Source organism: Albidovulum sp., assembly GCF_008933605.1.
Classification (GTDB): domain Bacteria; phylum Pseudomonadota; class Alphaproteobacteria; order Rhodobacterales; family Rhodobacteraceae; genus Albidovulum.
This window is the reverse complement of sequence record NZ_WBUS01000029.1, coordinates 1-22,413: the sequence shown is the minus strand read 5'-3', so window position 1 is coordinate 22,413 and position 22,413 is coordinate 1. Positions and strand designations below refer to the sequence as shown.

The following is a 22,413-nucleotide window of genomic DNA, read 5'->3' as shown; positions in this document are numbered from 1 at the left end:
CGCCCCGTGACAAGCCATGCTGCAGCGCCTATAAGGCGCGCGACCTGCCACGTTCCACGGATGACGCCCATGATCAAAGTCTTCGGCCACAAGTCGCCCGACACCGATTCCACCGGCTCGCCCATCATATGGGCCTGGTATCTGACCGAGGTGAAGGGCACACCCGCGAAGCCCGTGCTTCTCGGCGAGCCGAATACCGAAGCGGCCTTCGTCCTGAAGCGCTGGGGGCTGACGAAGCCCGAGATCATCGCCGACGTGGCGGCGGGCGAGGACGTCGTCATCGTCGACACCAACAACCCGGCCGAACTTCCCGCCTCGATCAACGAGGCGAACGTGATCCAGATCATCGACCATCACCTTCTGGCCGGCGGGCTGAAGACGAAGGGGCCGATCGACATCACCGTGCGGCCGCTCGCCTGCACCGCGACGATCATGCACGACCTCATGGGCGACGACACCGCGAGGATGCCCGAGGCGATCAAATGTGCGATGTTGTCGTGCATCCTCTCGGACACGCTCGAGTTCCGCTCGCCCACCACGACGGCGCATGACCGCGAGGTGGCCGAAGGCCTCGCCGGCGAACTCGGCATCTCGATCCCCGACTACGCGGCCGAGCTCTTCGCGGCGAAGTCCGACGTCTCGGCCTTCTCCGACGCGGAACTCCTGAGGATGGATTCCAAGGAATACAGCGTCGCCGGCAAGGAACTGCGCGTCTCCGTGCTCGAGACGACGTCGCCCAAGATGATCCTCGACCGCAAGGCGAGCCTCATGAGGTCGATGGAGACGGTCGCGGCGGAAGACGGCGCCGACCAGGTCCTTCTCTTCGTGGTCGACATCCTGAAGGAAGAGGCGACGCTTCTGGTCCCGAACGACCTCGTGAAGCGCATGGCGGAAGCCTCCTTCGGCGCAGCCGTCAGCGGCGACACGGTTGTCCTGCCGGGCATCATGAGCCGGAAAAAGCAGATCATCCCGGCGCTGAAGCTCTGACCACGCCGCGATCGCGCAACCGGGCGCCTTCGGGCGCCCGTCCCATGTCCCGCGAGGCTCCATGACCCGGATCATTTCATCGCTGGCCGAGGTTCAGGCGGCCTATGACGCGCTTTACTGCGATCTCTGGGGGTGCCTCCACAACGGCCGCACCCCCTTCCCGGACGCCGTCGCGGCGCTGCAGGGGTTCCGCGCGCAGGGCGGCCGCGTCGTCCTCATGACCAATGCGCCGCGGCCCAACCGCTTCGTCGCGGCACAGCTCGACCGCATGGGGGTGCCGCGCGACGCCTGGGACATGGTCGTGTCCTCCGGCGACGCGGCGCAGGCGGGGATGTTCGCGGGCCTCGTCGGGCGCAGCGTCTATCACCTCGGGCCGGAGAAGGACGCGGGGTTCTTCACCGACATCCCCGCCGAGTTCGCCGATGCGCCGGCGATCGCCCGGGTGCCCCTTGAGGAGGCCGAGGGGATCGTCTGCACCGGGCCCTTCGACGAACTGACCGAGACGCCCGAGGACTATCGCGCGACCCTCCTCTACGCCAAGGCGAAGGCGATGAAGCTCCTCTGCACCAATCCCGACATCGTCGTCGATTTCGGCGACAAGCGCATCTACTGCGCCGGGGCGCTCGCCGCGCTCTACGACGAGATGGGGGGAACGAGCCTCTACTTCGGCAAGCCGCACGCGCCGATCTACGAACTCGCCCGCCGCAGGCTTGCCGCCGCATGGGGCGAGGTCGAACCGTCGCGCGTGCTTGCGGTGGGCGACGGCATCCGCACCGACATTCTGGGCGGGCTCGCGGAAGGCACCGACACGCTCTTCGTGACCGGCGGCCTTGCCGCCGAGGAATTCGGGCCTGAGATCGATTCCCCCGACCCCGCGCGCCTCGCCGACTGGCTCTCCGCGCAGGAGATCACGCCCACTCTGGCCATCGGCCGGTTGCGCTGACCGGCGCAACATTATGACCTAGGCGCAACAATGTTTCATTGAGAACATACTTTGGGTCAATAAATTACCCACAGACATTGCGCGTACGCCTCGGCCAAGCTATGCTGCAGCGCAACATGACCAGCCGGGAATCGCGATGATGCTCGACAACCAGCCGCGCGGGACGATCTGCATCGAGGACCTGGAGATCGGGATGACCCGCTACCTCCAGAAGACCATCACCGACCGCGACATCGAGATGTTCGCCGAGATCTCGACCGACCGCAACCCGGTCCACCTCGACGACGACTACGCCCGCGACACGATCTTCGAGGGCCGCATCGCCCACGGGATGCTGACCGCCGGCCTCATCTCGGCCGTGATCGGCGAACAGCTTCCGGGCCACGGCACCGTCTACCTTGGCCAGACGCTGAAGTTCATGGCGCCGGTGCGCCCCGGCGACACCGTCCACGCCGAGGTCCGCGTCACCGCCATCGACCACGCGCGGCGGCGGGTCACCCTTGAAACCCACTGCGCGGTGGGCGATACGGTCGTGCTGAAGGGCGAGGCGCTAGTGCTCGCGCCAAGTCGCAAGTTCGACTGACCGAGGCGGGCGCTCCCGCCCGACGCTATCCGACGGACGGGGGCCGATGCGCATTCACCACCACTGGACCGGGATCGCGCCGGCGCACCGCGGGGCGTCCGTGGCGATGGGCAACTTCGACGGCGTCCACCTCGGCCACCAGCGGGTGATCGCGCTGGCCGCGGAGGCCGCCGCCCCCCTGGGCATCGTCACCTTCGAACCGCATCCGCGCGAGTTCTTCGCCCCCGCGGCCCCCGCCTTCCGCCTGATGAACGCAGAGGCGCGCACGCACCGGCTGGAGAAGCTCGGCGTGGCGGAGATCTACGAACTGCCGTTCGACGCGGCGCTTGCCGGGATGGAGGCCGAGGCCTTCGTGGCCGAGGTGCTCGTGGCCGGGCTCGGCGTGCGCCATGTGACCGTCGGCGCCGATTTCTGCTTCGGCAAGGGCCGTAAGGGCACGGTCGAGACGCTCCGCCGCGAAGGCGCGCGGCTCGGCTTCGGCGTCACCATCGCCGATCTGGTCGCGGCGGAAGGCGCCGAAATCTCCTCCACCGCGATTCGCCAGGCGCTGAGCGAGGGTCGCCCGCGCGATGCGGCGCGGATGCTTGGCCACTGGCACCGGATCGAGGGGCCGGTGCGCGATGGCGACAAGCGCGGCCGCGATCTCGGCTATCCGACGGCGAACATGGCGCTCGACGGGCTGCACCTGCCCAAGCTCGGCATCTACGCGGTGAAGGTCGACGTGCTGACCGGACCCCACGCCGGGACCTACGACGGCGCTGCGAGCCTCGGCATCCGCCCGATGTTCGAGGTGCCGCACCCGACACTTGAAACCCATCTCCTCGACTTCACCGGACGCCTTTACGGCGAACATCTTTCGGTCGCACTGGTCGAGTATCTCCGGCCCGAGATGACCTTCGACGGCCTCGCGGCACTCGTCGCGCAGATGGATGCGGATTGCGCGCGGGCGCGCCGCATCCTCGCAGCACTCTGACCCCTTCCCTTTCGCCCACCGGGGGGGCAATGTCGGCGCCCATGAAGCACCATCCTCCACGCGGCGGGCTCCGGCCCGGGTTCTGGAACCTGCCGCTCCGCCAGCTGACGCCGGCGGAGTGGGAGGCGCTCTGCGACGGCTGCGGCAAGTGCTGCCTGAACAAGCTCGAGGATGCCGACACCGGGGAGATCGCCTTCACCAACGTGTCCTGCCGGCTGCTCGACACCGAGAGCTGCCGCTGCGGCCAGTACGAGAACCGCAAGCGCTTCGTCCCCGAATGCGTCGTGCTGACGCCGAAGAGCATTGCCGAGGTCGCCTATTGGATGCCCTCCACCTGCGCCTACCGGCTGCGCTTCGAGGGCAGACCCCTGCCCGACTGGCACCCGCTCGTGACCGGCGATGCGGAAAGCGTCCATGCCGCCGGCCAGTCCGTCCGCGGCTGGGTCGTGCCGGAATTCGAAGTCCCGGAAGAGGACTGGGAAGACCACATCATCGAGGACCCGTAATGAACTTCGCCTCCGACAACACCTCTGCCGCAGCGCCCGAGATCATGGCGGCACTCGCCGCCGCGAACGAGGGCTATGCCATGCCCTACGGCAAGGATCCGGCGATGGACGAGGTTCGCGCCCGCATCCGCGAGGTCTTCGAGGCGCCGGAGGCCGCGGTCTATCTCGTTGCCACCGGCACAGCCGCCAACGCCCTCTCGCTCGCCATCCTCACGGAGCCCTGGGGCGCGGTCTTCTGTCACCGCAACGCCCATGTCGAGGAGGACGAATGCGGTGCGCCGGAGTTCTACACCGGCGGCTCGAAGCTCGTGCTGGTGGAAGGCGAGCACGCGAAGATGACGCCGGACACGTTGCGAAGGGCCATTGCCTTCACCGGGCGCAGTGGCGTCCACAACGTCCAGCGCGGCATGGTCACGATCACCAACGCGACCGAGCACGGAACCGTCTACACAGCCGCCGAGACGGCCGCGCTGGCCGCCGTGGCGAAGGAGTTCGGCCTGCCGGTCCACCTCGACGGCGCGCGCTTTGCCAACGCTGTCGTGGCCGCGAACGCGAGCCCCGCCGACCTGACATGGCGCGCGGGCGTGGATGTCCTGTCGTTCGGCGGGACCAAGAACGGCTGCATGGGGGTGGAGGCGGTGGTGATCTTCGACCCGGGCCGCGCCTGGGAATTTGAACTGCGCCGCAAGCGCGGCGGACACCTCTTTTCCAAGCACCGCTATCTCTCCGCGCAGATGGCGGCCTATCTCCGCGACGGGCTTTGGCTTCGCCTCGCGCGTCAGGCCAACGCCGCCGCCGCGCGGCTCTCGGCGGGCATCCTCACGATCCCGGGCGCCGAGCTTGTCCACCCCAACGAGGCAAACGCCGTCTTTGCGAGTTTCCCCCGCGCCGGGCATCGCCGCGCGATGGACGGCGGGGCGGCCTATTATCTCTGGCCCTTCGACCAGCCGCTGGAAGGCTCGGGCGAGGAACGGCTGAGCTGCCGCATGGTGGCCTCATGGTCAACGACCGAGGCGGACGTGGACGGGCTTCTCGCGCTCATCCGCGGTCGAGGTTGACGCCGATCAGCCCGGCCGTCTCTGCCGGATGGGTGATCGGCAGCATGTGCGCCGCACCCGGCACCGTGGCCACCCCGACGTCGGGCAGACGCGCGGCGATGGCCTCGGCGATGGCCCCGATGATGGCGGGTGACCGGTCGCCGCGGATCAGGAGCACAGGCATTTCCAAGCTTTCGAGCGCATCGTCGGCAAGGATGCGCCCCGAATCCTCGAAGAGCGCGGGCGTTCCGGCCTCGACCAGGTGGATCCGCCGGGTGATGGCGGCACGTTCCCCGGCGGGCAAGTCGCCCCACGGGACGCCAGACCCCCAGACGCCGGTGAAGATTGCCGCCGCCCGCTCCCGATCGCCCGCCGAAAGCGCCGCGCGGTAGCGGTCCATCATCCCGCAGATCTCCGCCCAGGTGCCGCTGCCCCGCGCCGCGGCGAAGAGGACCGGCTCGACCAGCGTCAGGGTCCGGATCGCCTCGGGGGCGGCAATCGCGAGCCTGAGCGCCGCGACCGCGCCGAAGGAATGGCCGACGAGGTCGAGGGGCCGCTCGATGAAGCTTGCGGCGATCCGGACGGCGAGGGTCAGGAAATCGCCGTCGCCCGGCCAGTCCGCCGACCTTCCGTGCCCCGGCAGGTCGAAGGCCGTCAGGCTCAACCGGTCCGCGAGCCGGTCCGCCACGCCCGCCCAGGCGTTGGAACTGGCAAGCGAACAGTGGATGGCGAGGGCTGGCCGGTCGCCGGTTCCGAACACCTGCCAGAAGGTCGGATGGCCCGCCCGCTCCTCCAGCGGCATCAGAGCTTGCCGGCGAGGAGAAGGTCGAGATCCTCCAGCCGGTCCTGCCCCCAGAACCGCTCGTCGGCGTCGGTGATGTAGAAGGGCGAGCCGAAGACGCCGCGGGCATGGGCCTCTTCCAGGTTCGCCGCATAGGCCTCCGCGCCCGAGAGCAACCCGGTGAAGCTGAGGCTCGGGTCGAAGCCCGCGGCCTTCAGGCAATCGTTGATCACCGCGTCGTCGGCGATGTCCTTCTCCTCGGCCCAGGAGGCGCGGAGGATCGAGTGCACGAGCGCGCCCATGTCGCCGCCGCCGGCCTTCCCGGCCGCGATCACCGCGTAGGAGGCGGGCGCCGGATTGGCAGGCCAGAACATCGGTTGCAGGTTGATCTTCATGCCCTGCCTGTGCGCGATCCGCCTCAGGTCCTGCAGCCGGTAGTCCTTCCGTCCCTGCGGCCGGTCGGCGGGGCGCGGGCTGCCGAGCCGGTCGGAGAGCGCGAGGATGTCGAAGGGCCGGTAGGCGACCTCGGCTCCGTGCCGCGCCGCGATCTCCTCGAGCCGCATCCCGGCGAGGTAGGTGAAGGGCGACAGGAGCGAGAAGAAATAGTCGATGCGCGCCACGCGGTCCCCCGATCTGCGGCTTCGGTTTGCCGGCAGGCTAGCCCGGTGCTAAGCGGGGTGCAACGTTACGAATCCGTCGTCCCAAGCCTGCCCGAGGACCCGCGCCCATGGCTTCCATGATCGAACCGAAACTCATCTCCGGCAATTCCAACCGGCCGCTCGCCCAGGCCATCGCGCGGCGCATGTCGATGCACCGGGGGATGAGCGTCGGCCTCGTCGATGCGCGGGTGGAGCGGTTCAACGACCAGGAAATCTTCGTCGAGGTGTTCGAGAACGTCCGCGGCGAGGACATGTACATCATCCAGTCCACCTCGAACCCGGCGAACGACAACCTGATGGAACTGCTGATCATGACCGATGCGCTGAAACGCTCGTCGGCCAGCCGGATCACCGCGGTCATCCCCTATTTCGGCTATGCCCGCCAGGACCGCCGCGCCAAGGCGCGCACCCCGATCTCGGCCAAGCTCGTCGCCAATCTGATCACCGAGGCGGGCGTGGACCGGGTGCTGACACTCGACCTGCACGCGGCGCAGATCCAGGGCTTCTTCGACATTCCGGTCGACAACCTCTATGCCGCGCCGATCTTCGCGCTGGACGTGGAACATCATTTCAAGGGCAAGCTCGACAAGCTGACCGTGGTCTCGCCCGATGTCGGCGGCGTGGCCCGCGCGCGCGAACTGGCGCAGCGCATCGGCTCGGGCCTCGCCATCGTCGACAAGCGCCGGGTGAAGGCGGGCGAAGTGGCCGAAATGACGGTGATCGGCGATGTCGCGGGACAGATCTGCGTCATCGTGGACGACATCTGCGACACGGCCGGCACGCTCTGCAAGGCTGCCGAAGTGCTGATGGCCGCCGGTGCGAAGGAGGTCCATTCCTACATCACCCATGGCGTCCTCTCCAGCCCCGCGGTCGAGCGGATCACCAATTCAGTGATGAAAAGCCTCGTCATCACCGATTCGATCGCGCCCACGGAGCCGGTGAAGAAGGCCAAGAACATCCGCATCGTGCCGACCGCTCCCATGTTCGCCCAGGCGATCATGAACATCTGGTCGGGCACATCGGTCTCGTCGCTCTTCGACGCCGACACGCTGGGACCGATCTACGAGGGCATGTATTCGCGCGGCTGATCGCGCGGTTCAGCCCCCCGCACCCTGGCGCCAGCGCGCGGGCGAGAGGCCGGTTTCGCGCTTGAACGCGCGGCTGAAGGCTTCCTCGGAGTCGTAGCCGACCTCGTGGGCGATCCGCGCGATGCCCGAATGGCCCTCGCGCAAGCGCTGCCGGGCAAGGTGCAGCCGCCATTGCGTGACGTAGCGGATCGGCGGTTCTCCCACCAGTCCGGCGAAACGGTCGGCGAAGGCGCTGCGCGAGAGACCGGCGATCCCCGCCAGCGCCTCGGCCGTCCAGGCCGATGCGGGCTCGCGGTGGATTGCCGCCAGCGCACGCCCGATCTGGGGATCGGCCAGCCCCCTGAGCCACCCGGGCCCCGCCGGGCCGGCATCAGCCGCGAACTGCCGCACCGCTTCCACCAGAAGCACTTCCGAGAGCCGCGACATCACGCCCGATGACGCAAGCCGGCCCTCGGCGAGCTCGGCGGCGGCGAAGCGGACGGAGCTTTCGATCCACTCCCGCGCGGCCGCCGACCGGAGGTCGAGCGTCACCAGCCGCGGCAGCATGGCGAGCACGGGGTTGCGCCGCTCGGTGCTGCCGAGAAATCCGCAGAACATGTGCGTCTCGGCGCCGCCGCCGCCATAGACGATCCGCGCGAGCCCGCCGTCCGGCGCGGGCTGGACGAGGCTGCGGGCGATCGTGGGCTTGAGGCCCGGCGCGCTCGTGACGGTATGGGTATCGTTGTGGGGCAGGATGGCGACCTCGCCGGCGCCGACCTCCACCGGTTCCTCCCCCGGCAGGATCACCGTCGCCCGCCCCTTCAGCACCACGTGGTAGAACACGAGCTGCACCGGTTCGTCGAGCAGCGGCCGGCAATCGGCCGCCGTCAGTTCCGAGATGAGGCAGAAGGGCTCGCTGAGCCGGACGTCGAGAAAGACGCCGCCGGAAAGCCGGACGGAGCGAAGGACATCCGACATCGGGTCGGACATGGGCGGTCTCCCCCTGCTGGACGAACGGTCAGGTGATCCGGCGGCGCGATCATTCCCGGCCGCGGGGTTCAGGCGCTAACACCCTTCACGCGGCCGGCTGCGCCTGTCGCCTGGGAATTTCGACCCGGAGGCCCTGCCCTGTCAACCCGGCAGGAGGGGGGCCGCAGCAACCCCGAAAGGACTTTGAGACCATGAATGTTGAACTTGCCAAACCCGACTATGCCGCGATCAAGGCCCGCCAGAAGGCCACCTGGGCAGCCGGCGACTATTCCGTGATCGGCACGATGCTCCAGATCGTCGGCGAGAGTCTCTGCGAGGCGGTGGACCTGCGCGCGGGCGAAACGGTACTCGACGTTGCCGCCGGCAACGGCAACGCGACACTCGCCGCAGCCCGCCGCTTCGGCCGCGTGACCTCGACCGACTACGTGGCTTCGCTTCTCGACCGGGGCCGCGCGCGCGCCGCGGCGGAAGGCGCGGAGGTGGAGTTCCGCGAGGCCGATGCCGAGGCCCTGCCCTTCCCGGACGCGAGCTTCGATGTCGTCCTGTCCTCCTTCGGCGTCATGTTCACGCCCGATCAGGAGACCGCCGCGCGCGAGATGACGCGGGTGCTGAAGCGCGGCGGCCGCATCGGCCTTGCCAACTGGACGCCCGAGGGCTTCATCGGCCAGCTCTTCAAGGTGATCGGCCGGCACGTGGCGTCGCCCGCCGGCGTGAAGCCGCCGTCCCTCTGGGGCACGGAGGCCCGGCTGAAGGAGCTTTTCCCCGGCCACCGCGTCACCGTCACGCCGCGGCAGTTCCTGTTCCGCTACCGCTCGCCCGAGCACTGGCTGGAGGTCTTCCAGACCTGGTACGGGCCGACGAACCGCGCCTTCGCGGCCCTCGATGCGGAGGGGCACGCCGCGCTGGCGGCCGACATCCTCGCGCTTCTCGACCGGATGAACCGTGGCGGGGCGGGCACCCTGATCGTCCCGAGCGACTATGCCGAGGTGGTCATCGCCAAAGCGTGATCCTTGCCGCGCCCGTCCTCACCCGGCGGGCGCGGTCCCCTATCCGACGTTCCAGTCGTCCTCGGCCGAAAGCTCGCCGATCGCCAGCCAGTCGGCACGGATGCGCGCGACCCGCGTGTCGGCCCAGGTGCGGAAGACGATGACGAAGCCCTCGGAATTCACCATTTCGGCCGAGATGTCGGCGCGCTGGTTGGTGCGCCGGTCCATGTCCCACATCGAGATGTAGACCTGAACGACAGGTGGCGACCGGAACGGCTCGGCGAATTCCACCACGCGCCTGAGTTCCCGCGGGCCATCGCCCGTCCACATCGCGCCGCCGTCCTGATAATCCGAGAACAGCATGACCGATCCGCGGTCCACGCCGATGAGATGGCTCGCCATTCGCCGCATCACGCCTCCTGTCCTTCGCGCCATCTAAGCGCAGAAGTCCTTATTCCCAAAGGCCATTCTACGCCGCCGCCGATCACCGATCGGTCCCTGCGCGGTAGCGGCCGGCCAAGTTTCGCCGGGATGGAATACCGGAATACAATCAATGCGCGAGTTGGAGTATAGTGAAGTCTCTTTCGCAGTGCGTGGTCCGGTCCATTTCGCCCGGATTCGCTGCGGAGGGGTGGGTGTTTTCAGCAATTCCATTTCGAGGAGGATGAAGAAATGCCAGATGGTGATCTGATCTCGATCAACGATCTGCCCTGCTGTCCCGAGATTACCCGCGAGCCCTGCTGCGAGAGCCTGCGCGTCTCCTACCGGCTTACCAACCGTCAGCTCGACGTGCCGGTGGAGGTCGTGATCGTGGCCGAGCTCGAACGCTGCCCGGGACCGCTTTCGCTGGGCGACGTGGTCTATTCGACGACCCTCCTGCCCGGCGAGAAGGTCCGGCTCTACACCTCGACCCGCAACAACCGCTTCACCTACGACGCGGAGTCCGAGGTGAGCTACCGGCACGAGCAGTCGTCGGAGGAGACCTACTACATGCGGTCGATGGACCGCTACATGTCCGACCTGACCGTGACCGACAGCGGCTCGGCCTCGTCGTCGTCGCATTCCGACTTCGAGACGGATGTCGACGGGTCCTATGCCTCCATCGGCTTCGCCGGCGGCGGCAGCGTCAACGTGGAGGGCGATTTCAACTCGCGGTCCACCTCCTCGTTCCTGCGCCAGTTGTCGAGCCATGCACGCAGTTCGCATGACCGCTCGGTGCAGGCGACGCGGGCGGCCAATTCGGTCCAGATGGGCGAGGTGCAGAGCCGGAGCCACGCCGAGGGCGAAAGCGAGAGTGCCTATGAGGCGTCGACCCGGACCTTCGAGAACAAGAACCAGTGCCACGCGGTGACCTACTTCGCCTATCAGCTCGTCAAGAAGCAGACGCTGCGCTTCCGCATCGTGTCCGTGCTGCGCCGTGTCGTGGACGCCGCCGCATCGAGCGCGGTGGAGGCACGGCCGGTGCGGCCGGCCACGGGCATCAAGGTGCTGCCGAACGGCGTGCTGGCGACGAAGACCGCGCGGGTAGAGGTGGAGGCCGCGGGCCGTACGGCAGCGGCGGCGCAGCGCGCGAACATCGTCAGCGGCGTGGGCTCCATCGGGCTCGCGGGCGGGTTCGGTGGGCTCGCCGGGCTGACCGCCGTCGCCACGCCCTTCCGGCTGGCGACGAACGTGCAGCCCGTGCCGCCGGCCGTGCAGGACAAGGTGCTGAAGCAGATCGACGACGATCTGGTGAAGGAGGGGATCCTCGCCAAGGCCGGTTCCGACGAGGTCGGCGCGCGGCTCGCGGCCGAACTGAACTTCGAACGCACCTACTGCCTGCCGACACAGGGCATCGTGGTGAAGGGCTGCCTCGACCGCTGCAATACCTGCGAGGAGAACCGGCAGAAGTCGATCGCCCTCGACCTGGTGCGCAAGGACCTGGAGAACCAGCTTCTGGCCAAGCAGATCGCGCTTCTGGAGAAGAGCCAGGAGTATCGCTGCTGCCCGGTGGGCGAGGCCGAGCCCGAGGTCTGACGGGCCTGAAAACGAAAGCGGCCCCCGCGGGGGCCGCTTTGCCGTTCCCGAAAGGACCGTGCCCTACGAGATCCCGATGTGGTCGCCCATGGCCACCATGTCGGCCAGAAGCTTCGCGGCATCGTCCACGAGATCCTGGTGCCCCGCTTCCTTCGCGGCGCGCAGGCTTTCCTCGGCGCGGGCGACGAAGCCCTTGACGATCGCCGGCGTCACCTCGGAGACATGCAGCGCCTCCTCGGCCAGAAGGGTCGTGCCCGCGGCGGAGATCTCGGCGAAGCCGCCGGTGACGGCGTAGTCGTCGCTCGCACCGTCGGCTTTGACGATCCTCAGGATGCCGGGACGCAGCGTGGTGATCAGCGGCGCATGGCCAGGCATTGCCGTCAGGTCTCCGTCGGCGCCCGGAATGCGGACCTCGCGCGCCTGGACGGAGGCAAGCCGCCGTTCCGGGCTGACGAGGTCGAACTGCATCGTATCGGCCATCTCGCCCCCTTACGCCGCTTCCGCGGCCAGACGCTGCGCCTTGGCTTTCACTTCCTCGATGTCGCCAACCATGTAGAAGGCGGCTTCCGGCAGATGGTCGTATTCGCCCGCGACCACCGCCTTGAAGGAGGAGATGGTCTTTTCGAGCGGCACCTGCACGCCGTCCGAACCGGTGAAGACCTTGGCCACGTCGAAGGGCTGCGAAAGGAAGCGCTGGATCTTCCGGGCACGGGCCACGGTCAGCTTGTCCTCTTCCGAAAGCTCGTCCATGCCGAGGATGGCGATGATGTCCTGCAGCGACTTGTAGCGCTGGAGGATGCCCTGCACGTCACGGGCGACCTGATAGTGCTCCTCGCCCACGACCGACGGGTCGAGGATGCGCGAGGTGGAGTCGAGCGGGTCCACGGCCGGGTAGATGCCAAGCTCCGAGATGGCGCGGCTGAGAACCGTGGTGGCGTCGAGGTGCGCAAACGAGGTCGCCGGCGCCGGGTCGGTGAGGTCGTCGGCCGGAACGTAGATGGCCTGGACGCTCGTGATCGAGCCCGCCTTCGTCGAGGTGATGCGTTCCTGCAGCGCGCCCATGTCGGTGGCGAGCGTCGGCTGGTAGCCCACGGCCGAAGGGATGCGGCCGAGGAGCGCCGACACTTCCGAACCCGCCTGGGTGAAGCGGAAGATGTTGTCGACGAAGAAGAGAACGTCGGTCCCCGACTGGTCGCGGAACTGTTCGGCGAGCGTCAGGCCGGTCAGCGCGACGCGGGCACGCGCCCCCGGCGGCTCGTTCATCTGGCCGTAGACGAGGGCCACCTGGGACTTCTCGAGGTCGTCCGGCTTGATGACGCCGGATTCGATCATCTCGTGGTAGAGGTCGTTGCCCTCCCGGGTCCGCTCACCGACGCCGGCAAAGACCGAGAAGCCCGAGTGCACCTTGGCGATGTTGTTGATCAGTTCCATGATGAGAACCGTCTTGCCCACGCCAGCGCCGCCGAAGAGGCCGATCTTGCCGCCCTTGGAATAGGGGGCAAGCAGGTCGATGACCTTGATGCCGGTGACGAGGATTTCCGACGAGGTCGCCTGTTCGGCGAAGGTCGGGGCCGGCTGGTGGATTGCGCGCGCCTCTTTCTTCGCCACGGGGCCCTTCTCGTCCACCGGCTCGCCGATGACGTTGAGGATGCGGCCGAGCGTCGCGTTGCCGACGGGCACGGTGATCGGGCCGCCGGTGTCGGTCACCTTCTCGCCGCGGACGAGGCCCTCGGTCGCGTCCATGGCGATGGTCCGCACGGTATTCTCGCCGAGGTGCTGGGCAACTTCCAGAACCAGACGCTTGCCGTTGTTCAGGGTTTCGAGCGCGTTCAGAATCGCCGGAAGGTGATCGTCGAACTGCACGTCCACGACGGCGCCGATGACCTGGGTCACCTTGCCGGTCGCGGCAGCTGCTTTCGGTGCTTTTGCCATCTTGGTTTCTCCGGTTTCGTCAGAGCGCCTCGGCGCCCGAAATGATTTCGATCAGTTCCTTGGTGATCGCGGCCTGGCGCGAGCGGTTGTAGACGATCGTCAGCCTGTCGATCATGTCGCCCGCGTTGCGCGTCGCGTTGTCCATCGCGCTCATCCGCGCGCCCTGTTCGGACGCGCCGTTTTCCAGGAGCGCCGTGAAGACCTGGGTGGCCACGCCGCGCGGCAGGAGATCGGCGAGGATGCCTTCCTCCGAGGGCTCGTAGTCATAGAGCGCCGAGGCGCCGTCAGCCCCGCCCTCGAACTTCGCCGGGATGATCTGGCTCGCAGTCGGGACCTGGCTGATCACGGACTGGAAGCGGTTGAAGAAGATCGTCGCGACGTCGAACTCGCCCGCGTCGAAGCGCCTGATGAGATCGCGTGCGATGCCCTGGGCCACGTCGTAGCCCATCTTCTTCACCTCGGAGAGATCGACGTGGCCGACGAAATGCTTGGCGAAGTCGCGCTTGAGCTGCTCGCGGCCCTTCTTGCCGACGGTCAGGATCTTCACCGTCTTGCCCTGCCTGAGAAGCTCGGCCGCCCGGGCCCGCGCAAGCCGCACGATGGTGGAGTTGAAGCCGCCGCAGAGGCCGCGCTCGGCCGTCATGACCACCAGAAGGTGGGTCTGGTCCGCGCCCGTCCCGGCGAGAAGCCGGGGCGCGCTGTCGGACCCGCCGACCGAGGCGGCAAGACCGGCCATGACCGCGTTCATCCGCTCCGCATAGGGGCGGGCGGCCTCGGCAGCCTCCTGGGCGCGGCGAAGCTTGGCCGCCGCGACCATCTGCATGGCCTTGGTGATCTTCCGCGTCGACTTGACGCTGGCGATCCTGTTCTTCAGGTCCTTAAGGCTGGGCATATCCCTGTCCCCTCCCCCCGCTTACGCGAAGGTCTTGGCGAATTCCGCGATCGCAGCCCTGAGCTTGTCCTCGGCCTCGCCCTTGATCTTGGGGTCGTCCTTGGTGAGCCAGTCGAGGATGTCCTTGCGGTTCGTGCGCAGGTGCTTGAGAAGCCCCGCCTCGAACCGGCCGACGTCCTTCACGGCGATGTTGTCGAGGAAGCCCTTGGTGCCGGCGAAGATGACGCAGACGATCTCGGCGTTGGTCAGCGGCGAATACTGCGGCTGCTTCATCAGCTCCGTGAGGCGCGCGCCGCGGTTCAGGAGCCGCTGCGTCGCCGCGTCGAGGTCGGAACCGAACTGCGCGAAGGCCGCCATCTCGCGGTACTGCGCAAGCTCGAGCTTCACCGGGCCGGCGACCGACTTCATCGCGTTGGTCTGGGCCGAAGAGCCGACGCGCGACACCGATAGACCGGTGTTCACGGCCGGACGGACGCCCTGGTAGAACAGCTCGGTCTCGAGGAAGATCTGGCCGTCGGTGATCGAGATCACGTTGGTCGGGATGTAGGCCGACACGTCGCCAGCCTGCGTCTCGATGATCGGCAGCGCCGTCAGCGACCCCGCGCCGTTGTCCTTGTTCAGCTTCGCCGACCGCTCCAGGAGGCGGCTGTGCAGGTAGAACACGTCACCCGGATAGGCTTCGCGCCCCGGCGGACGACGGAGCAGCAGCGACATCTGGCGGTAGGCCACGGCCTGCTTGGAGAGGTCGTCGTAGATCATCAGCGCGTGGCGGCCATTGTCGCGGAAATATTCGCCCATCGCGGTCGCCGAATAGGGCGCCAGGAACTGCATCGGCGCCGGGTCGGACGCGGTCGCGGCCACGACGATGGAATAGGCGAGCGCGCCGGTCTCCTCGAGCTTCTTCACCAGCTGGGCGACGGTCGAGCGCTTCTGGCCCACGGCGACGTAGATACAGTAGAGCTTCTTGCTCTCGTCCGCGCCGGCGGCCTCGTTGTAGGACTTCTGGTTCAGGATGGTGTCGAGCGCGAGCGCGGTCTTGCCGGTCTGGCGGTCGCCGATGATCAGCTCGCGCTGGCCGCGGCCGATCGGGATCATGGCGTCAACCGACTTGAGGCCGGTTGCCATCGGCTCGTGCACCGACTTCCGCGGGATGATGCCGGGGGCCTTCACGTCAGCGACGGCGCGCTTCTTGGCGTTGATCGGACCCTTGCCGTCGATCGGGTTGCCGAGGCCGTCGACCACGCGGCCGAGAAGCTCGTCGCCCACCGGCACGTCCACGATGGACTTGGTGCGCTTGACCGTGTCGCCTTCCTTGATGTCCTGGTCGGAACCGAAGATCACGATGCCGACGTTGTCGACTTCGAGGTTCAGCGCCATCCCGCGGATGCCGCCGGGGAACTCGACCATCTCGCCGGCCTGGACGTTGTCGAGCCCGTGGACGCGGGCGATGCCGTCGCCGACCGACAGCACGCGGCCCACCTCGGCCACCTGCGCTTCCTGACCGAAGTTCTTGATCTGCTCCTTGAGGATCGCAGAGATCTCGGCTGCCTGGATTCCCATTATCCGACCTCTTTCATGACATTCTGCAACGAGGCGAGCTTCGAGCGGATCGAGGTGTCGATCATCTTCGAGCCGACCTTGACGATTAGTCCGCCGATGAGGCTTTCATCGACGGTGGTGTTGAGCTTGACGGTCTTGCCGACGGTCTTCTTGAGCGAGGCGGCGAGCTTTTCGGCCTGCGCCTTCGTCAGTTCGGCCGCGACCGTGACCTCGGCGGTGACTTCGCCCTTCTCCTCGGCGATCATGTCGCCGAGCGCGACCAGAAGCTGCGGCAGGACGAAGAGCCGGCGGTTCGCGGCCATCAGCGCGAGCGTGTTGGCGACGGTGGGCGTGAGGCCCATCCTGGCGGCGAGAGCGGCCATGGCGCGCGCTTGGTCCTCGCGCGAAAAGACCGGCGAGGCGATCACCCCGCGAAGGTCGGCGCTGTCCTTCAGCGCCTGGCCCAGTGCCGCCACGTCGGCCTCGAGACCGGAAAGGCCCTTCGCCTCTTTCGCGAGTTCGAAAACGGCCGTGGCATAGCGCCCGGCAATCCCTGCGGAAATCGAAGCTGGTTCGGACACGTCGACCCTTCCGATTGTTCTGTCCCCAAGCCCCCGGTCCCGATCTTGCGGTCTGGTCAGAGGGCACCCGTGGCGTGCGCAAGGGCGCTCGTCCGAGGTCGGCGCGGGTGTAGCAGAGCGGACAATGCCTCGCAACCGCCTTGGTGAAACTATTGCGCGGACGGATTTTCTGCGTTTTCAGGGGCTTCTCCGCGCCGCGCCGGAGAGTCGCATCCGGCCCGCGGGAAGTTTGGGCGATAACATTTCCTGCTGTTGCAAGAATCCCCCGCGCGGCACCGCGATTCACGCGGGCTCGGCCGTCGGTTTGGGCAGCGCCTCGAGCACGCGCAGCGGTTTGCGGACCGCCGCCGCGAGGCCCGGGCGCTGCGGCGCATGGACGTGTTTCGAGACCTCGAGCATCAGCACGCCCCCCGCGAGGACCGAGGAGACGCGGTGGCCGAAGCGCTCCCACGCCGACGCGGTCCTGAGCCAGAAGCGCCGCGACGAGGGCGGCACGAAGAGCGCCGTGAGCTGGCGTTCGGCGGCAAAGGAGTGGCGGCGAAGCTGGGCGTCGAGCTGGCTCATCGAATAGGGCCGGCCGAAGCCGAAGGGCGTCCGGTCCGACCGCGACCAGAGGCCCGAGCGGTTCGGCACGATGAAGAGCGCGCGCCCGCCGGGGCCGAGCACGCGCCAGCATTCGTCGAGAAGTGCCGCCGGGCTGTCCGAGGTCTCAAGCCCGTGGAGGACGATGAGCCGGTCCACCATCCCGGTCTCGATCGGCCACTGCGTCTCCTCGCAGAGGACCGACACGTTGGCCATGCCGGCAGGCCAGGGCATCACCCCCTGCGGCCCGGGCATGAGCCCGATGACGCGCCGCGCATCGGCGAGATAGGGCCGCAGCAAGGGCACCGCGAAACCGAAGCCCGCGACCGTTTCACCCTTCGCGGGCGGCCAGAGCGCGATGACCTTGTCGCGGATTGCCTTCTGCGCCACGCGGCCAAGCGGCGTGCGATAGTAGAAGTTCCGCAGGTCGAGAACGTCGAGATGCATTGCGCGAGCGCCGTCCTTCGGCAAAAGTCGGTCGTCAGCATACGGAAACGGACGCGAATTGCCATGCCGCTCGAACTCGTCACCGTCCCCTGCCTGAAGGACAACTACGCCTTCCTGGCTCATGACGCGGCGACCGGGGCCACGGCGGTCGTCGATGTGCCCGAGGCCGCGCCGATCCTGAACGCGCTCGCCGCGCGGGACTGGAAGGCGAGCCACATCCTCATCACCCATCATCACGACGACCACATCGCCGGGCTCAAGGCGCTCGCCGCCGCGACCGGCGCGCGGGTGATCGGCGCCGCCGCCGACGCCCACCGCCTGCCCCGCCTTGACGAAGCCCTCCGCGACGGGGACACTATCCGCATCGGGATGGACGAAGGCAAGGTGATCGACGTGCCGGGCCACACCGTCGGCCACGTCGCCTATCACTTCCCGGCCTCCCGCCTCGTCTTCACCGGCGACAGCCTGATGGCGCTCGGCTGCGGCCGGGTGTTCGAGGGGACGATGCCGCAGATGTGGCAGAGCCTGTCGAAGCTCGCGGCCCTGCCGCCCGACACGCTCGTCTGCTCGGGCCACGAATACACCCAGTCGAATGCCCGCTTCGCGCTTACCGTGGAACCCGAAAACCCCGCGCTACAGGCCCGCGCGGCGGCGGTCGCAGCGGCGCGGGCCGAGGGCCGGCCCACCGTCCCCTCGCGGCTGTCCGACGAGCTTGCGACCAATCCCTTCCTGCGCGCCGGCCGTGCCGAGGTGAAGCGGGCGATTGCAATGGAGGCTGCGCCGGACGCCGAGGTCTTCGCCGCGATCCGGGGCGCCAAGGACCGGTTCTGATCCGGGCTTCAGGGCCGGGCCTTGACGGACGGCGGGGCGCACTCCATCTTTCGCTCCGTGGCGGCGACAGTCCGGTCTCCGTCTGGTTTCAATCATCCTCACCCCGGCAGTCGTCGCGATCACATTTTGTGCCAAAGGCGAAGCCTTGGCCGAAATGCGCCAGAAAACACTTGAAGATGCCCGATTTCCACCGAAGTTTAAGGGTATGAGGCGATGGTAGGCCTCGGGCCTCGTGCCCGACCTGCCGACAGGAAAGGAGCACGAAAGTGCCGTCATTTTCGCACACGCTCGAACAGGCAATCCACGCCGCGCTGGCGCTCGCCAATGCCCGGCGTCACGAACTGGCCACGCTCGAACACCTCCTCCTGGCCCTCACGGACGAACCTGACGCGGCCAAGGTCATGCGCGCGTGTTCGGTGGACATCGACGACCTCAAGAAGACGCTCGCCGACTTCATCGACGACGACCTGGCCACCCTCGTCACCGACGTCGAGGGGTCGGAGGCCGTGCCGACGGCCGCCTTTCAGCGCGTGATCCAGCGCGCCGCCATCCATGTCCAGTCTTCGGGCCGGACCGAGGTCACGGGCGCCAACGTGCTTGTCGCGATCTTCGCCGAGCGCGAGTCGAACGCGGCCTATTTCCTGCAGGAACAGGACATGACCCGCTACGACGCGGTCAACTTCATCGCCCATGGCGTCGCCAAGGACCCGTCCTTCGGCGAAAGCCGGCCCGTGACCGGCGCGCAGGAGCAGGAAGAGCGCGGCACGACCGAGGCGCAGGGCGAGGCAAAGGAAAGCGCGCTCGCCAAGTACTGCGTCGATCTCAACCAGAAATCGAAGAAGGGCGACATCGACCCGCTGATCGGCCGCGAGGCCGAGATCGAACGCTGCATCCAGGTGCTCTGCCGCCGGCGCAAGAACAACCCGCTCCTCGTGGGCGACCCCGGCGTCGGCAAGACCGCCATCGCCGAGGGCCTGGCGCTGAAGATCGTGCGGCGAGAGACGCCCGACATCCTGAAGGGCGCCACGATCTTCTCGCTCGACATGGGCGCGCTCCTCGCCGGCACGCGCTACCGCGGCGACTTCGAGGAACGGCTGAAGGCCGTGGTCAAGGAACTGGAAGACCACCCCGACGCGATCCTCTTCATCGACGAAATCCACACCGTCATCGGCGCGGGCGCGACCAGTGGCGGGGCGATGGATGCCTCCAACCTCCTGAAGCCCGCGCTGCAGGGCGGCAAGCTCCGCTGCATGGGCTCAACCACCTACAAGGAGTTCCGCCAGCACTTCGAGAAGGACCGCGCGCTCAGCCGCCGGTTCCAGAAGATCGACGTCAACGAGCCGACCGTCGAGGACACGGTGAAGATCCTGATGGGTCTCAAGCCCTATTTCGAGAAGCACCACGACCTGCACTACACCCGCGACGCGATCAAGTCGGCGGTGGAACTGTCGGCGCGCTACATCCATGACCGGAAGCTCCCGGACAAGGCGATCGACGTGATCGACGAGGCGGGCGCGGCGCAGCATCTCGTGGCGGAATCCAAGCGCCGCAAGACCATCGGCCCGAAGGAGATCGAGGCGGTCGTCGCCAAGATCGCGCGCATCCCGCCGAAGAACGTCTCCAAGGACGATGCCGAGGTGCTGAAGGACCTGGAGAGGACGCTCAAGCGCGTCGTCTTCGGCCAGGACAAGGCGATCGAGGCGCTGTCCTCGGCGATCAAGCTGGCCCGCGCCGGCCTCCGCGAGCCGGAAAAACCGATCGGCAACTATCTGTTCGCCGGGCCAACCGGCGTCGGCAAGACCGAGGTCGCCAAGCAACTCGCCGACAGTCTCGGGGTGGAGCTTTTGCGCTTCGACATGTCGGAATACATGGAGAAGCACGCGGTATCGCGTCTGATCGGCGCCCCCCCCGGCTATGTCGGCTTCGACCAGGGCGGCATGCTGACCGATGGCGTCGACCAGCACCCGCACTGCGTGCTGCTGCTGGATGAAATCGAAAAGGCGCACCCGGACGTCTACAACATCCTCCTGCAGGTGATGGACCACGGCAAGCTGACCGACCACAATGGCCGGCAGGTCGATTTCCGCAATGTGATCCTCATCATGACGACGAACGCCGGCGCCGCCGACATGGCCAAAGCGGCCTTCGGCTTCGGCCGCGAACGGCGCGAGGGCGAGGATACCGCCGCGATCGAACGGATCTTCACGCCGGAGTTCCGCAACCGTCTGGACGCGGTCATCTCCTTCGCGCCGCTCTCGCGCGAGGTCATCCTCCAGGTGGTGGACAAGTTCGTCCTCCAGCTTGAGGCGCAGCTGATGGACCGCCATGTCCATATCGAGCTTTCGCCCGAAGCGGCCAACTGGCTGGCGGAAAAGGGTTACGACGACAAGATGGGCGCCCGCCCCCTCGGCCGCGTGATCCAGGAGCACATCAAGAAGCCGCTCGCGGAGGAGCTGCTCTTCGGCAAGCTGACCAAGGGCGGACTGGTGCGGGTGCGCCTCAAGGACGACGGCATCGTGCTCGACGTCGAGGAGCCGCAGAAGCCGCGGCTCACCGGCTCCAAGCCGCCGCTGCTGACGGCGGACTGAGACAACCGGATCTGACCCGGAAAGCCGGAAGGGCGCAGTTGGGACTGCGCCCTTTCGTCATTCCCGGGCCGCCACTGCCTGGACCTTGACACGCCCGCCGAAGGGAAGCGCCGCCGCCTGGTATATGGTGCGGGCCGGCCTCCGCCCTTCCAGGAAGAGTTCCGCGTAAAGCCCGTTCACATCGGACACGTCGGCAAGGTCGATGAAGGCAATGTCGACATAGACGATGTCGGACGAGGCGAACCCCGCCGCCTCGGCGATGCGGAAGACATGCGCGAACGCGCGCGCCGCTTCCTCGCGCGCCGTTCCCGGGGCATATTTGCCATCCGGTCCAACCGAGAGCTGGCCGCTGATCCAGCACTGGTTGCCGACGACCACGGCGTTGCTGATGGGCGAGGGCGACGGCGGCACGCCGTCGACGGTGACGATATGTTTCCTGGCCATGACTGTCCCCCGACGGTCCCGCGCCACGACTGGAGGTGATCGCCGCCGCCGGGGATCGTCACGACACTCTAGCATGATCCGGCCCGCCGTTCGCGGGCTTGTCGGGCGCCCCGATCGGCACCGCAGGGGCTGCGCCTACCGCTCTGTCAGCTTGAGCTCGATCCGCCGGTTCTGTGCCCGTGCCTCGGGCGTGTCGGCGTCGGCGACGGGGCGGTATTCGCCGAAGCCAGTCGCAGCCATCCGTTCCGGCGGGAAGCCGAGGTCGTCCTGCAGGAAACGCACGACCGACAGCGCGCGGGCCTGCGAAAGCTCCCAGTTGTCGCGGTACTGGCCGGAACCTGAGAGGGGCACGTTGTCGGTATGGCCGTCCACCCGGATGATCCAGTCGATTTCGGGTGGGATCACGGCGGCCACCTCCTGGAGCGTTTCGGCCACCCCGGCGATCTGGCTCTGGCCCTCGGGCGACAGCGTGGCCGAGCCCGGCTGGAACAGCACCTCGGACGAAAAGACGAACCGGTCGCCGACGACCCGCACGCCCTCGCGCCCCGCCAGCACCTCGGACAGCCTGCCGAAGAACTCCGACCGGTAGCGGGCAAGCTCCTTCGTCTCTTCCTTCAGCGCCTTGGCCTCGGCTTCGAGGCGGATCCGCTCCGCCTCCTCCAGCGCCGCGCGGCGCTTCTCCTCGGCCGCGACGCGGGCAAGGGCGGAGTTGAGCTGGCTGCCGAGCGACTCGATCTGCACCTTCGCCTCGGCGTCCTTCGCGGCCGAGGCGTCGAGCAATTCCTGCAGCGCGCCGAGCTGGCCGCGCAGGGCCGCGACCTGTTCGTTCAGAAGCGTCACCTTCCGCGCCGCCTCGGCCGAGGCCGCCTGTTCCTCCGCCAGCCGGGCATCCGCCGTGGCGAGCAGGGCGCGCTGCCGCTCCGCCTCGCCCAGCACCTGCTCGGATCGCGCCTCGGCCACGAGCCTGGCCGCGAGCGCGGCGGCGAGTTCCTCCTCGATCGCCTTGCGGTGGGCGTCGGTCGCCGTCCGCGCCGCCTCGGCCGCGGCCC

Annotated in this window: 23 protein-coding genes; 11 read left to right on the top strand and 12 right to left on the bottom strand. The window is 67.9% G+C overall.

The features are described from left to right. Nucleotides 1-69: 69 nt before the first annotated feature. From F9K34_RS06260 to F9K34_RS06235, 6 genes are all read left to right on the top strand, one after another. A complete protein-coding gene (locus F9K34_RS06260; RefSeq protein ID WP_291336053.1) occupies nucleotides 70-987 on the top strand; it encodes a manganese-dependent inorganic pyrophosphatase in 918 nt (305 codons plus the stop codon). A gap of 61 nt (nucleotides 988-1,048) precedes the next feature. After that, nucleotides 1,049-1,930 carry a TIGR01459 family HAD-type hydrolase gene (locus F9K34_RS06255; RefSeq protein WP_291336052.1) on the top strand — a complete coding sequence of 294 codons (882 nt, stop codon included), beginning with the start codon at nucleotides 1,049-1,051 and terminating at the stop codon, nucleotides 1,928-1,930. A 139-nt stretch (nucleotides 1,931-2,069) separates the two neighbouring features. After that, the gene (locus F9K34_RS06250; protein WP_291336061.1) at nucleotides 2,070-2,513 is read left to right on the top strand and encodes a MaoC family dehydratase; all 444 of its coding nucleotides are present in this window, start codon (nucleotides 2,070-2,072) and stop codon (nucleotides 2,511-2,513) included. A gap of 46 nt (nucleotides 2,514-2,559) precedes the next feature. Continuing rightward, nucleotides 2,560-3,486 (top strand): bifunctional riboflavin kinase/FAD synthetase, encoded by a 927-nt coding sequence (locus tag F9K34_RS06245; RefSeq protein WP_291336051.1) that lies wholly within the window; start codon nucleotides 2,560-2,562, stop codon nucleotides 3,484-3,486. Nucleotides 3,487-3,527: 41 nt separating this feature from the next. Next, nucleotides 3,528-3,992 carry a YcgN family cysteine cluster protein gene (locus tag F9K34_RS06240; RefSeq protein WP_291336050.1) on the top strand — a complete coding sequence of 155 codons (465 nt, stop codon included), beginning with the start codon at nucleotides 3,528-3,530 and terminating at the stop codon, nucleotides 3,990-3,992. After that, on the top strand, nucleotides 3,992-5,050 hold the full coding sequence (locus F9K34_RS06235) for a threonine aldolase family protein (protein WP_291336049.1): 1,059 nt from the start codon (nucleotides 3,992-3,994) through the stop codon (nucleotides 5,048-5,050). Before F9K34_RS06240 ends, F9K34_RS06235 begins: the two co-directional genes overlap by 1 nt. On the opposite strand, the gene F9K34_RS06230 is transcribed toward F9K34_RS06235, so the two are convergent. Both F9K34_RS06230 and F9K34_RS06225 read right to left on the bottom strand, forming a co-directional pair. Further along, a complete protein-coding gene (locus tag F9K34_RS06230) occupies nucleotides 5,031-5,831 on the bottom strand; it encodes an alpha/beta fold hydrolase (RefSeq protein ID WP_291336048.1) in 801 nt (266 codons plus the stop codon). The genes F9K34_RS06235 and F9K34_RS06230 overlap by 20 nt on opposite strands. Beyond that, nucleotides 5,831-6,430, bottom strand: coding sequence for a 2-hydroxychromene-2-carboxylate isomerase (locus F9K34_RS06225; RefSeq protein ID WP_291336047.1), 600 nt, complete (start codon nucleotides 6,428-6,430; stop codon nucleotides 5,831-5,833). The genes F9K34_RS06230 and F9K34_RS06225 overlap by 1 nt, the downstream gene beginning before the upstream one ends. 107 nt (nucleotides 6,431-6,537) lie before the next feature. Between F9K34_RS06225 and F9K34_RS06220 the strand changes: the two genes are divergently transcribed. Beyond that, nucleotides 6,538-7,557, top strand: a complete 1,020-nt coding sequence (locus F9K34_RS06220) for a ribose-phosphate pyrophosphokinase (protein WP_291336046.1) — start codon at nucleotides 6,538-6,540, stop codon at nucleotides 7,555-7,557. A 9-nt stretch (nucleotides 7,558-7,566) separates the two neighbouring features. On the opposite strand, the gene F9K34_RS06215 is transcribed toward F9K34_RS06220, so the two are convergent. Next, the gene (locus F9K34_RS06215; RefSeq protein WP_291336045.1) at nucleotides 7,567-8,526 is read right to left on the bottom strand and encodes an AraC family transcriptional regulator; all 960 of its coding nucleotides are present in this window, start codon (nucleotides 8,524-8,526) and stop codon (nucleotides 7,567-7,569) included. A 191-nt stretch (nucleotides 8,527-8,717) separates the two neighbouring features. Here F9K34_RS06215 and F9K34_RS06210 point away from each other — a divergent pair, with 191 nt between their 5' ends. Next, nucleotides 8,718-9,533, top strand: coding sequence for a class I SAM-dependent methyltransferase (locus F9K34_RS06210; protein WP_291336044.1), 816 nt, complete (start codon nucleotides 8,718-8,720; stop codon nucleotides 9,531-9,533). Between the two features lie 39 nt (nucleotides 9,534-9,572). Here F9K34_RS06210 and F9K34_RS06205 read toward each other — a convergent pair whose 3' ends face one another. Continuing rightward, nucleotides 9,573-9,923 carry an H-type lectin domain-containing protein gene (locus F9K34_RS06205; protein WP_291336043.1) on the bottom strand — a complete coding sequence of 117 codons (351 nt, stop codon included), beginning with the start codon at nucleotides 9,921-9,923 and terminating at the stop codon, nucleotides 9,573-9,575. Between the two features lie 261 nt (nucleotides 9,924-10,184). Between F9K34_RS06205 and F9K34_RS06200 the strand changes: the two genes are divergently transcribed. Further along, nucleotides 10,185-11,528 carry a hypothetical protein gene (locus F9K34_RS06200; RefSeq protein WP_291336042.1) on the top strand — a complete coding sequence of 448 codons (1,344 nt, stop codon included), beginning with the start codon at nucleotides 10,185-10,187 and terminating at the stop codon, nucleotides 11,526-11,528. Nucleotides 11,529-11,591: 63 nt separating this feature from the next. On the opposite strand, the gene F9K34_RS06195 is transcribed toward F9K34_RS06200, so the two are convergent. From F9K34_RS06195 to F9K34_RS06170, 6 genes are all read right to left on the bottom strand, one after another. Next, the gene (locus F9K34_RS06195; RefSeq protein WP_291336041.1) at nucleotides 11,592-12,008 is read right to left on the bottom strand and encodes a F0F1 ATP synthase subunit epsilon; all 417 of its coding nucleotides are present in this window, start codon (nucleotides 12,006-12,008) and stop codon (nucleotides 11,592-11,594) included. A 9-nt stretch (nucleotides 12,009-12,017) separates the two neighbouring features. Then, on the bottom strand, nucleotides 12,018-13,460 hold the full coding sequence (gene atpD, locus F9K34_RS06190; RefSeq protein WP_291336040.1) for a F0F1 ATP synthase subunit beta: 1,443 nt from the start codon (nucleotides 13,458-13,460) through the stop codon (nucleotides 12,018-12,020). Between the two features lie 19 nt (nucleotides 13,461-13,479). After that, nucleotides 13,480-14,352 carry a F0F1 ATP synthase subunit gamma gene (locus tag F9K34_RS06185; RefSeq protein ID WP_291336039.1) on the bottom strand — a complete coding sequence of 291 codons (873 nt, stop codon included), beginning with the start codon at nucleotides 14,350-14,352 and terminating at the stop codon, nucleotides 13,480-13,482. A 21-nt stretch (nucleotides 14,353-14,373) separates the two neighbouring features. Beyond that, the gene (gene atpA, locus F9K34_RS06180) at nucleotides 14,374-15,912 is read right to left on the bottom strand and encodes a F0F1 ATP synthase subunit alpha (protein ID WP_291336038.1); all 1,539 of its coding nucleotides are present in this window, start codon (nucleotides 15,910-15,912) and stop codon (nucleotides 14,374-14,376) included. Then, nucleotides 15,912-16,472: a F0F1 ATP synthase subunit delta gene (locus F9K34_RS06175; protein WP_291336037.1), complete on the bottom strand. Its 561-nt coding sequence runs from the start codon at nucleotides 16,470-16,472 to the stop codon at nucleotides 15,912-15,914. Before F9K34_RS06175 ends, atpA begins: the two co-directional genes overlap by 1 nt. Before the next feature lie 282 nt (nucleotides 16,473-16,754). Continuing rightward, nucleotides 16,755-17,501: a class I SAM-dependent methyltransferase gene (locus F9K34_RS06170; RefSeq protein WP_291336036.1), complete on the bottom strand. Its 747-nt coding sequence runs from the start codon at nucleotides 17,499-17,501 to the stop codon at nucleotides 16,755-16,757. A 63-nt stretch (nucleotides 17,502-17,564) separates the two neighbouring features. Here F9K34_RS06170 and gloB point away from each other — a divergent pair, with 63 nt between their 5' ends. Both gloB and clpA read left to right on the top strand, forming a co-directional pair. After that, nucleotides 17,565-18,332, top strand: a complete 768-nt coding sequence (gene gloB, locus F9K34_RS06165; protein WP_291336035.1) for a hydroxyacylglutathione hydrolase — start codon at nucleotides 17,565-17,567, stop codon at nucleotides 18,330-18,332. Nucleotides 18,333-18,598: 266 nt separating this feature from the next. Next, on the top strand, nucleotides 18,599-20,920 hold the full coding sequence (clpA, locus tag F9K34_RS06160) for an ATP-dependent Clp protease ATP-binding subunit ClpA (protein WP_291336034.1): 2,322 nt from the start codon (nucleotides 18,599-18,601) through the stop codon (nucleotides 20,918-20,920). Between the two features lie 57 nt (nucleotides 20,921-20,977). Here clpA and F9K34_RS06155 read toward each other — a convergent pair whose 3' ends face one another. Both F9K34_RS06155 and F9K34_RS06150 read right to left on the bottom strand, forming a co-directional pair. Continuing rightward, on the bottom strand, nucleotides 20,978-21,364 hold the full coding sequence (locus F9K34_RS06155; RefSeq protein WP_291336033.1) for a RidA family protein: 387 nt from the start codon (nucleotides 21,362-21,364) through the stop codon (nucleotides 20,978-20,980). A gap of 135 nt (nucleotides 21,365-21,499) precedes the next feature. Continuing rightward, on the bottom strand, nucleotides 21,500-22,413 hold a 914-nt coding region (locus F9K34_RS06150), incomplete at its 5' end, for a peptidoglycan -binding protein (protein ID WP_291336032.1).